Source organism: Burkholderia sp. Bp8986, assembly GCF_003854225.1.
Lineage (GTDB): Bacteria > Pseudomonadota > Gammaproteobacteria > Burkholderiales > Burkholderiaceae > Burkholderia.
The window spans coordinates 306,384-316,858 of sequence record NZ_QTQM01000003.1; the positions used below are offsets into that span (position 1 = coordinate 306,384).

The following is a 10,475-nucleotide window of genomic DNA, read 5'->3' on the forward strand; positions in this document are numbered from 1 at the left end:
CGGCGGCGCATCAGGGCGAACCGCCGCTGACAGGGATCAAGGGGAACGAGATGACGGCAATAGTGCGTATCGACGACGAGGTGATCGGCACCGACGACTTCATCCGCGTGCTGAAGCTCAGCGGGCAGTTCGAGGGCCTCGTCGAACAGCAGGTTCGCGACCGGCTGACGGTGATCGCGGCAAGGAAGATGGGCATGCAGGTCACGCCGGAAGAAATCCAGGAGCGTGCCGACCAGTTTCGCCGCGTGCGCGGGCTGCACCGCGCCGCGGACATGAACCGCTACCTGGACGTGTTCGGCGTCAGTCTCGACGAGTTCGAGCGATTCATCACCGATACGCTGTACCAGGAAAAGACGCTCGACACGGTGTGCAGCGATGCGGCCGTCGACGCGTACTTCAAGCTCAATTCGCCGAAGTTCGACAGCATCGAGGTCAGCCACATCGTGCTCGATTCGGAAGGCAAGGCGCGCGAGATGATGGCGATCCTCGAGGACGACCCGAGCTGCTTCGGCGACATGGCGCGCGAGCATTCGATCGCCGACACGAGCGAGCGCGGCGGCGTGATCGGCAAGGTGCTGCGCGGCTCGCTGAAGACGGATATCGAGGCCAAGGTGTTCAACGCGCACGTGGGCGACCTGCTCGGGCCGTTCGCGGCGCCGGACGGCGCGTTCTTCGAGATCTTCTCGGTGACCGCGAAACACCCGGCCGCGCTCGACGCCGACGTCGCGTCGGAGGTGCGCCGCCTGCTGCGCGAGGAGTGGCTCGCCGAGCGCGCGCAGGAACACATCATCGAGGCACGCTGATCACGGAGAACCGCATCGATGGACGCACAAGCCCCCGCCCCGGCCAGCACCCCGTCGCTCGCGGCGTTTCTCGCGTCGGTGGAGCCGCTGTCGCTCTTCTCGCACGACGAACTCGATCGCATGGCCGCCCATGCGCAGGTGCGCACCTATGGGTTCGGCGACACCGTCTGCAATCGCGGCGACCTCGCCGAGGGCCTGTATGTGCTGCGCAGCGGGTCCGTGCGCCTGATCGCCGACGAGCGCGGCAAGGAAACCAGCGTCGGCGTGCGCAAGGAACGCGAGGTGTTCGGTGAAATGGCGATGCTGCGCGAGTACTGGCACGAGGTGTCGGTGCGCGCGTCGACGAAGACCGAGGTGCTGTGCATCCCGCGCAGCGCGATCGAGCCGATCGTGCGCGACAACCCGGCCGCGCAGGCGTTCGTGACGAGCTATGTCGCGATCAGCTCGGCCGGCGGTTTCGTGACGCGGCTGTTCGACCTGCGCGGCAAGCTGACGCGCGCCGAGCTCGAGGAATACGTGTCGAGCGTCGGCGTGAAGCGCGTGCCGGCCGGCAAGGAGATCGTCCGGCAGGGCCCGGGCGGCGACCTGCGGCTGTACGTCGTGCGCCAGGGCGAGGTCAGCGTCTCGTGCCGCGAGGACGGCAACGACTATCCGCTCGCGACGCTCGGCGCGGGCGAGATCTTCGGCGAGCGCGCGTGCCTGCTGCGGCAGGAGCAGGCGGCGACCGTCACCGCCGTCACCGATACGCGCCTGCTCGTCATTCCGGAAAAGACCGTGCACTTCATGCTCGAGCGCAACCCGAAATTGCGCGAGGTGCTCGAGGAGCGCATCCGCTTCGTCGACCAGGAGCTGCAGCGGCAGAAGAAGCTCGCCGAACGGCGCCGCCATCCGCTGCAGATCGACATCGGCGCCGACGCCGCGTTCGGCGAGCGCATGATCAAGCGTTTCGTGCTGGTCGAGCAGGCGGAGGAAATGGATTGCGGGGCCGCGTGCCTCGCGATGATCTGCCGTCACTACGGCGTCGCGATGACGCTCGGCAAGCTGCGCGATCTGGCGAACGTGACGACCCAGGGCGCGACGCTCGACAGCCTCGCGCGCACCGGCGAGGCGGTCGGCTTCGCGACGCGCGGCGTGCAGTGCACGTACGAGGCGCTGCTCGGGTTCGACCTGCCGTTCATCGTGCACTGGGAGGGCTACCACTACGTCGTCGTGTACGGCGTGTCGAAGTCGTGGGTGCGGATCGCCGATCCGGCGCTCGGCTTCAGGAAGCTGAGCGTCGAGGCGTTCGAGCGCGGCTGGAGCGGCACCTGCCTGCTGTTTACCGCGAGCGGGCCGGCCGCGGCGCCGGTCGAGTCACGCTCGCCCTGGGTGCGCTTCATCGGCTATCTGCGCCCTTACCGGAAGATCCTCGCGCACCTGTTCCTCGCGACGTTCGTGATCCAGATGCTGGGCGTCATACCGCCGCTCATCATCCAGAACATCCTCGACGGGGTCGTCGTGCACCAGAACGTGAGCCTGCTGCATCTGCTGATCGCCGGGCTCGTCGTTTCGCACGTGTTCACGCAATTGATGACCACGATCCGCGCGCATCTCTCCAACTTCATGGTGCGCAGCCTCGACTTCGCGATGATGTCGCAGTTCTACAAACACACGATGTCGCTGCCGTATTCGTTCTTCGCGCGCCGCAAGAGCGGGGACGTGTTCGCGCGCTTCCAGGAGAACCAGACGATCCGTGCGTTCCTGACGGAGTCCACCGTGACCACCGCGCTCAATCTGCTGATGATCTTCATCTACTTCACGATCATGTTCCTCTACAACGTGAAGATGACGCTGGTGCTGATCGCGTTCGTGATCCCGATCATGGCGCTCACGGCGCTCGCGACGCCGAAGCTGAAAGGCTATGCGCGCGAGGTGTTCGCCGCGTCCACCGATGCGAAGTCGCTGCTGATGGAGACGCTCGGCGGCGTCGAGACCGTGAAGGGCATGGGCATCGAGCGCTCGGTGCGGCTGAAGTGGGAGCGCAAGTATGCGAAGGCGCTCGACGTCCAGTACCGCGCGCAGGCATTCAACATCCTGGTGGCGCTGGGCAGCCAGCTGCTGAATGCGGCGACCACCATCGTGATCCTGTGGGTCGGCGCGAACCTCGTGCTCGCCCATGAACTCAGCATCGGGCAACTGATCGCCTTCAATGCGTTCATGGGCAGCGTGCTGGCGCCGCTGATGGGACTCGTCGGCATGTGGAGCCTGATGAACGACGCGGCGGTGGCAATGGAACGGCTCGGCGACGTCCTCGACATCGAACCCGAACAGCAGCCGTCCGGACTGGCCTCGCGCGTGCTGCTGCCCGACCTGCAGGGCGACATCGGCTTCGAGGGCGTGTATTTCCGCTACGGCGGCAACGAAACGCCTTACGTGCTCGAGAACATCAACTGCACGATCAAGCGCGGCGAGATGGTGGCCATCGTCGGGCGCAGCGGTTCGGGGAAGACCACGCTGGCGAAGCTGCTGGTGGGATTCTATGCGCCCACGGACGGCAAGATCGTGGTCGACGGATACGACATGAGCGCGATCGACAAGGCGTACTACCGCCAGCAGATCGGCTATGTGATGCAGTCCAACCTGGTGTTTTCCGGCTCGATTGCCGAGAACATCGCCTGCGGCGACACGAGCCCCGACTGGCGCCGCATGGAGGAGGTCGCCCGGATGGCCGACGCGCATGCCTTCATCAGCAAATTGCCGCTCGGCTACGAGCAGGTGGTGGGCGAGCGCGGCGTGGGCCTGTCGGGCGGCCAGATCCAGCGGCTCTGCATCGCGCGCGCGCTGTATCACGACCCGCGCCTGCTCGTGTTCGACGAGGCGACGTCGTCGCTCGACACGCAGTCGGAGAGCAACATCCTCGCGAACATGCACGAGATCCTGCAAGGGCGCACGGCGGTGATCATCGCGCACCGGCTCAGCACCATCATGCGGGCCGACAAGATCCTCGTGCTGTACGAAGGCGCGATCGTCGAACAGGGCTCGCACGACGAGCTGGTCGCCCTTCAGGGCATGTATTACCAGCTCGTGCAGAAACAGCTGGGCGCATCATGAAACTCTTCGACCCGCACGGATTCGGCAACTCCGCGGTCTCGTATGCCGGCCTGCTCGAGAAGATCGAGATCCTGCGCTCGATGCTGCGCTGGGCGCCCAAGCTCGAGCGTGTCGACATCGAGAAGCTGCTCAATCAGGCAAACGTGCTGCGCGACGAAGTCATGCAGATGTCGCGCAAGGAGCGCTTCGTCGAGGCCGCCGTGGCCGCGCCGCAGGCGCCCGACGCAGCCGATTCGGCCGACGCGCCGGAGGCGCCCGCGCCCGCCGTGCAACGACGGCGGCAGGCGCTGATCGAGCGCAGCTTCATCTTCGAGGGCATTTTCGGCGACAACCCGAAGCTGCTCGCCGCGCTCGAAATCGCCGAGAAGGCCGCGCCGACCGATCTGCCGGTGCTGATCGACGGCGAGAGCGGTACCGGCAAGGAACTGATGGCGAAAGTCATCCACGCGAACGGGGCGCGCGCCGACCGGCCCTACATCTCGGTGAACTGCGGCGCGATTCCCGACAACCTGCTCGAATCCGAGCTGTTCGGGCACCGGCGCGGCGCGTTCACCGGCGCGTCGAACGATCGCAAGGGCAAGTTCGAGAGCGCGCACACCGGCACGATCTTCCTCGACGAAATCGGCGAATTGCCGCTGTCGGGCCAGGTCAAGCTGCTGCGCGTGCTGGAATCGCACGAGATCCAGCGGGTCGGCTCGGACGAGCCGATCAGCGTCGACACGCGCATCGTCGCGGCCACCAACAAGAACTTGCGGCAGTTGAGCGAGCAGGGGCTCTTTCGCGAGGACCTGTTCTATCGCCTGAGCGTCATTCATCTGACCTTGCCCGCGCTGCGCGAGCGTCGCGACGAAATCCCGCTCTTGCTCGCCTACTTCGGCGACGAGGCGGCAGGGGCACTGAAGCGCAGGCCACTCAAGACGACGCCGAAGCTGCGCGACTTCCTGCTGACGTACGCGTATCCGGGCAACATCCGCGAACTGCGCAACCTCGTCTACCGTCTGTCGTGCCTGGCCGGCGAGGTCGCGGATATCGAGCACCTGCCCGAGGACATCCGGCCGAAAACCGGGGCGGCCGCCGTTCGCGCGACCGACGACGGCGCGTCGGGCAGGCCGATGTCGCTCAGCGACGCGAAGCGTGCGGCAAGCGACGAGGCGGAGCGTGCGTTTCTCGAACGCGGGTTGCAGGAGACCGGCGGCACCGTGGCCGAACTGGCGCGCCGTTGCGAGATGAACCGGTCGCACCTGCAGATGCTGCTCAAGAAGCACGGCATCCGTTCGAAAGCGTTCCGTCATCAGGACCCCGTGACGCCCGACAAGGACGCGTAGGCGTCGCGCGATCGTTCAGCGTTGCACGGAAGGATTGGCGAGCGTCCGGTCCGACGCATCGGGATCGGACGCGCGGATCACGACCGCGGTGACGTTGTCCCGGCCGCCCGCGCGCAACGCGAGGGCGACGAGCTCGTCCGTTGCGCGCGCGCAATCGCCGCAGGCGAGGGCGGCCGAGATGTCGGCTTCGTCGAGCTCGTTGCTCAGGCCGTCGCTGCACAGCAGAAACATGTCGCCGTCGCATACGTCGATGCGTCGTTCGTCGAGATGCAGCTGCTCGGCGGCGCCGACCGCGCGCGTGATCACGTGCTGCGACGGGTGATGGCGCGCCTGCTGTGCGCTCAGGTGGCCCTGCGCCTGCAGTTCCGCGACGTGGCTGTGATCGAGCGTGAGCTGCGTCAGGCGCGCGTCGCGGTACAGGTAAATCCGGCTGTCGCCGGCCCACAGCCAGCCGCATTGGCGGCCGCTCGCGAGCAGCACCGCCACCGTGCTGCCGATCATGCGCACGCCGCGCCGGGCGGCCGATTCGCGCAATTGCGCGTTGACGGCATCGAGCGCGGTACGCGCCGCCGCGATGAAGTCCGCCAGCGTGGCCGGGGCGGCCAGCCGATCCAGCGCCTGCACGATCATCCGGCTCGCGAGGTCGCCGGCCGAATGTCCGCCCATGCCGTCCGCAACGGCCCACAGGCCACGGTGCGGAAACGCGAGGCAATCGTCTTCGTTGATCTCGCGAACCCGGCCCACGTCGGTGCGTGACGCCGAAGTCCATTGCAGTTCTGCGCTCACGGCGCGCCATTCCTTTTCGTTCAGGGCGGGTTCATGCCGATCAGGGCTTGTGAACGCGCGTTGCCGGCCGGCTTGAAACCGGCGCTAGACGAGCCGGTTCCTGCCGTCCGCGCCGACCCCGACCACGATGTTCGCGCCAGGCGCCGAGTTCGCGACGTCGATGTTCTGGATCTGGTTGAGAACCTGGTTCGCGTAGAACGTGTTGTACGTCTGATAGAGGTTGACGACGGGCCCGAACGCAGGCGCCGGCGGCGTGTAGGGCTGGATCCAGCCGAATACCCACGGCGCGCCTGCGCCGCGGATGAACGACATCGTCTTGCGGTCGATGTCGCGCTGCATGCGAAGGTCGGTAATTGCGAGCGTGGTCATGATGCGTCTCCGAATGGGGCTTGCCGACGAACCGGGTACCCGATACGTGCAAACCTCGTGCCATGCGTGACACGACCCGCGTGCGTGGCCCGGGCGCGGGCGTCGATCCGCCCGGGCGCCACGCGCGGCAAGGCAAGGCGCGATCGACACGCGTTGCTTGCATCCTAGTGCGTCGCGGCCTCGTCCCGCAATGGTTGTACGCGAGCCAACAGTCGGGGCCACGAACGTGGCTGCGAAACCGACACGTGCTCCGGCACATGCAGACGGCGGTCGGGCGCGCCAACTGATGCCGTCGCACCAACACAATCCCCGGTCAATGGTTGGCCGCGCGGCGACAGCGCGGTGCGCGGTTCGCCGGGCGCTTCCCGCCAGGCCTTGCACGGCGGGCGCCGCGAAGAGTGGCACGCTTGATGCAGGTTAGTTGGCAACCGGCTGACCCATGAGCAACACGGGCGGCCGCCAACCTGCAGACGGAGCCCGTCATGGAACGCGACCTTCAACCAGTGAACAGCATTGCGGACGCAAGCGCGCAGGCAGCTTCGCTGTCCGGCGGCGTCGACGCACTGCCGCTCGGCGCGCACCTGGTTTCCGATCGCGGCGCCTACAGCCATCACGGCATCTACGTCGGCGACGGGCGCGTCGTCCACTACGCGGGGCTGTGCACGTCGCTGCATCGCGGCCCGATCGAGGAAGTCTCGCTCGAACGCTTCGCCGCCGGTCACGCGGTGCGCGTCGTGCCGCATCCGTACGCCGCCTATGCGGGACGCACCGCGGTGCTGCGCGCGCGTTCGCGTCTGGGCGAAAACCGCTATCGCCTGCTCACGAACAACTGCGAGCACTTCTGCACGTGGTGCGTGGAAGGGACGGGCCACAGCGAGCAGGTTCGCACCTGCGTCATGCATCCGCGGACGGCCGTCCGGTTCGCGCTGTCCGTCTGCCGCGCGCTGCTCGCGGCGCGGCGCGCGGGCGGACGAGGCGCCGCGGCCGCCATCGCCGCCGCATGAGCGACGTCCCGGCGCGTTCGACATCGTCATCAGGGGGCTCAAATGAACGGAACCGAATCCTCGCTGCGCATGCAGGTCGACAAGTGGCTCGCGCCAAGCGCGCGCGTGCCGGCGCGCATCGTGCGCTTCAGCCGCCTGCCGGCGCAACGGCGGCGCTTCGTCTGCGTCGAGGCCGTGCATCCGGCCGGCACGATCGCGATCTTCTTCTTTCGTCACGACGATGGCTCGTGGTGCGTGTTCCCGCCGGCCGATCGGCGGCCCGCGATGATGTCGCAGGCGGCCTGACCGTGCGTGCGCGGCCGGGTGGTGTGCCGTCAGCGCAACAGGGTCGGGCGCGCCGGGGACGCCGCCGCTTCGGCCGCCGGTGCATGTTTCAGTGCAGCCCCGCGGGCGTCGGTGTGCAGATAGGGGAAAGGCTGCGGCGCGAGCATCGTCTGATGCGCACGGACCCGCGCGCCACCGCTGATGGCGGCCATCGCCTGGCGGTCGAGGTCGACGCTTTCGGGAAGATCGTTGATGACGAGCACGCCCATGGTTGACTCCGCGAAATCGGATGGAAGAGGGGCAGCCATGCAGCATCGTGCGATGTGCCGACGTACCGGGAATCTGTCCAGTATAGGTTCGCCGCACGACCGCGCGCGGTGGAAAATCGACCGGGCAGCGCGGGCGCGCGTGGACGGCGAAAACCTGAAGCCGGTTCGCGATCGATCGACGTGAATTCTAGTTCCGGCACCGATTGCACAGGGCGTGACCGCAGACTAGTATGATTTGTTAGACGTCCTGTCAGAAGGCCTGCGGCCGGTGCGGCGCGCAACCGAATTCGTCTGATGATGACGTGGCAGCGTGCGCAGGTTCGATGGTGTCCGGTGCATCAACGACATGTCGCGCTGCACGGGTACGTCGTGGACGGTCCTTGCCCTGGCGGCGCCGCGGAACGCCGAAGCGGGTCGGCAAGCTGAAGCTGAGTAGACGGCATACGAATGATGAGCTTTGCGCAGCTGATTCAGACATTCCAGAGCGGGACGCTGTCGCAGGAAGCGTTCTTCTCGGAGATCGACCGTGTGCTGGCGACCGATCAGGTCGATTGCGCGCGGTTGCGCGAAGTGCTCGAGCAGACGCAAACCACGCAGCCGTTGTCGGACGATATCTATGCGGAAGTGCTGAAACGACTCGAGCGGTGTCGCGACAGAACGGCATCCGCGGGCGACGCGACCCGGATCCAGGAGAGCCCGCTTCGGCCGGACGCGCGTCCGAGCATCGCGCCCGGGCCGTCGGGTGACGCACTGTCCGTCGACGGCGAGCGCGTGAAAGGCATCGGCGATACGCTCAACGGGCGCTTCGTGCTGGAGGAGTGCCTGGGCGTCGGCGGCATGGGTACCGTGTACAAGGCGCTCGACCTGCGCAAGCTGGAGGCGTCGGATCGCAAGCCGCACATCGCGATCAAGGTGCTCAATGTGCAGTTTCGCGGCCAGCCGACCTCGCTGATCGCGCTTCAGCGTGAGGCCCGCAAGGCGCAGACGCTCGCCCATCGCAACATCGTCACCGTCTACGACTTCGATCGCGACGGTCCGCTCGTCTACCTGACGATGGAGTATCTGTCGGGGCGGCCGCTCAGCAAGGTGCTGCGCGCGCCGGACTTCAAGGGCATGCCGCTCGATGCCGCGTTGCCGATCATCGCCGGCATGGGCCAGGCGCTCGCCTACGCGCACGAGCGCGGCTTCGTTCACTGCGATTTCAAGCCCGCCAACGTGTTCCTGACCGACCGCGGTGAGGTGAAGGTGATCGACTTCGGGATTGCACGCGCATTCCAGCGCCGCGACGAGGATCCCGACGTGACCGTGTTCGACCCGGCGAGCCTTGGCGGCATCACGCCGGCCTATGCGAGCCCGGAGATGTTCGAGCATCTCGAGCCGGATCCGCGCGACGACGTCTACGCGCTCGCCTGCGTCACCTATGAATTGCTGACCGGGCACCATCCGTTCAATCGGCTGTCGGCCACCCAGGCGCGTCACGACCACTTGCGGCCCGAGCGTCACCCCGGTCTCGATCGCACGCAATGGCGAACCTTGAGCGCCGCGTTGTCGTTCGACCGCGCGGCGCGCACGCCCAGCGTCAACCAGTTCCTGGAAGGCATGGGCGTGCTCAAGCAACCCGCCCGGGCATCGGGCGTACGTGTGGGGGTGGCCGTGGGCGCTTGCACGGCGGCGGCGGTCGCCGTGCTCTGGTACGGCTACCAGGCGCTTTCGCGCAGCGGTGACGGGCGCTCCGCAACGGATACGGTTGCGCACGCGACTGCGGGCGGCGGGAATGGCGCGACGGCGAGCGCCGGTGCCGGCAGCGCGCCCGCGGCCGCCGCGAACGCCGTGCCCGCTGCTGCCAGCGCGCCGCCGCCGGCAGCACCGGCACCGACGCCCGCACCGGCGATCTCGCTGGCGGCCGTGACGGCTGCGCTGGCGCGCGTACCGTGTTCGGCGCTGGTTGCATCGGTGCAGGATCGCGTGCTGCAGGTGCGCGGTTATACGGAAGCCGGTGTCGGCATCGGCCGCGTGCGCAGCGCACTCGGCGGTCTGGCGGGCGGGCAGGCAGCCAGGCTCGACGTGCGTCCCGTCGACGCCCGCGATTGCGAGGTCGTGAGCGCGCTGGCCCCGTACTGGCGATCGAATCAGGCATCGTCACACGCCGCGTCGCTCCGTACGCGAGCGCCGGACGCGCATCTCGCGGAAGGCAGCCCGCTGGTCATCGACATCACGACACCCGCTTACGAGTCGTATGTGAACGTCGATTACTACGTGCTGAACGGGAGCGTCGTGCATCTCGTGCCGAGCAGCCGCGAACGCGACAACCAGGCGCCGCCGAATTACACCGCGACGATCGGCAGCATGGGCGAGTGGGTGATCGGGCCGCCGTTCGGCACCGAGATGATCGTGCTCCTCGTCACGCCCGCGCCGCTGTTCGACGGGTTACGGCCTTCATCCGAGCCGCGCGCCGCCTATCTCGCGGCAATCGAGCGGCAATTGAAGCTGTTCGAGGCCAAATACGGCGAGGGGCGCATTGCCGCCGATTTCATCCAGATCACGACGCATGCCAACGGCCACTGA

The 10,475-nt window shown here is 67.3% G+C and carries 9 protein-coding genes; 6 read left to right on the plus strand and 3 right to left on the minus strand.

Annotated elements, in window-relative coordinates:
- The first annotated feature begins 50 nt into the window (after positions 1–50).
- The 3 genes from DID99_RS05330 to DID99_RS05340 are packed head-to-tail and all read left to right on the plus strand — an operon-like array spanning position 51 to position 5,218.
- Positions 51–803 carry a peptidylprolyl isomerase gene (locus tag DID99_RS05330; protein WP_044846561.1) on the plus strand — a complete coding sequence of 251 codons (753 nt, stop codon included), beginning with the start codon at positions 51–53 and terminating at the stop codon, positions 801–803.
- Between the two features lie 18 nt (positions 804–821).
- On the plus strand, positions 822–3,893 hold the full coding sequence (locus DID99_RS05335) for a peptidase domain-containing ABC transporter (protein ID WP_124666240.1): 3,072 nt from the start codon (positions 822–824) through the stop codon (positions 3,891–3,893).
- Positions 3,890–5,218: a sigma-54-dependent Fis family transcriptional regulator gene (locus DID99_RS05340; RefSeq protein ID WP_124645725.1), complete on the plus strand. Its 1,329-nt coding sequence runs from the start codon at positions 3,890–3,892 to the stop codon at positions 5,216–5,218. Before DID99_RS05335 ends, DID99_RS05340 begins: the two co-directional genes overlap by 4 nt.
- A 15-nt stretch (positions 5,219–5,233) precedes the next feature.
- On the opposite strand, the gene DID99_RS05345 is transcribed toward DID99_RS05340, so the two are convergent.
- Together DID99_RS05345 and DID99_RS05350 are read right to left on the minus strand one after the other, a co-directional pair.
- Entirely contained in the window at positions 5,234–6,004 is a 771-nt protein-coding gene (locus DID99_RS05345) for a PP2C family serine/threonine-protein phosphatase (protein WP_124666241.1), read from the minus strand.
- An 84-nt stretch (positions 6,005–6,088) separates the two neighbouring features.
- Positions 6,089–6,373: a hypothetical protein gene (locus DID99_RS05350; RefSeq protein WP_124666242.1), complete on the minus strand. Its 285-nt coding sequence runs from the start codon at positions 6,371–6,373 to the stop codon at positions 6,089–6,091.
- A 482-nt stretch (positions 6,374–6,855) separates the two neighbouring features.
- Between DID99_RS05350 and DID99_RS05355 the strand changes: the two genes are divergently transcribed.
- Complete coding sequence (locus DID99_RS05355) at positions 6,856–7,377, plus strand: lecithin retinol acyltransferase family protein (RefSeq protein WP_124519830.1); 522 nt, start codon at positions 6,856–6,858, stop codon at positions 7,375–7,377.
- A 42-nt stretch (positions 7,378–7,419) separates the two neighbouring features.
- The gene (locus tag DID99_RS05360) at positions 7,420–7,662 is read left to right on the plus strand and encodes a hypothetical protein (protein WP_044846567.1); all 243 of its coding nucleotides are present in this window, start codon (positions 7,420–7,422) and stop codon (positions 7,660–7,662) included.
- 29 nt (positions 7,663–7,691) lie between these two features.
- On the opposite strand, the gene DID99_RS05365 is transcribed toward DID99_RS05360, so the two are convergent.
- Positions 7,692–7,910 carry a hypothetical protein gene (locus DID99_RS05365; protein ID WP_124645719.1) on the minus strand — a complete coding sequence of 73 codons (219 nt, stop codon included), beginning with the start codon at positions 7,908–7,910 and terminating at the stop codon, positions 7,692–7,694.
- 447 nt (positions 7,911–8,357) lie between these two features.
- Here DID99_RS05365 and DID99_RS05370 point away from each other — a divergent pair, with 447 nt between their 5' ends.
- Positions 8,358–10,475, plus strand: coding sequence for a serine/threonine protein kinase (locus tag DID99_RS05370; protein ID WP_124666243.1), 2,118 nt, complete (start codon positions 8,358–8,360; stop codon positions 10,473–10,475).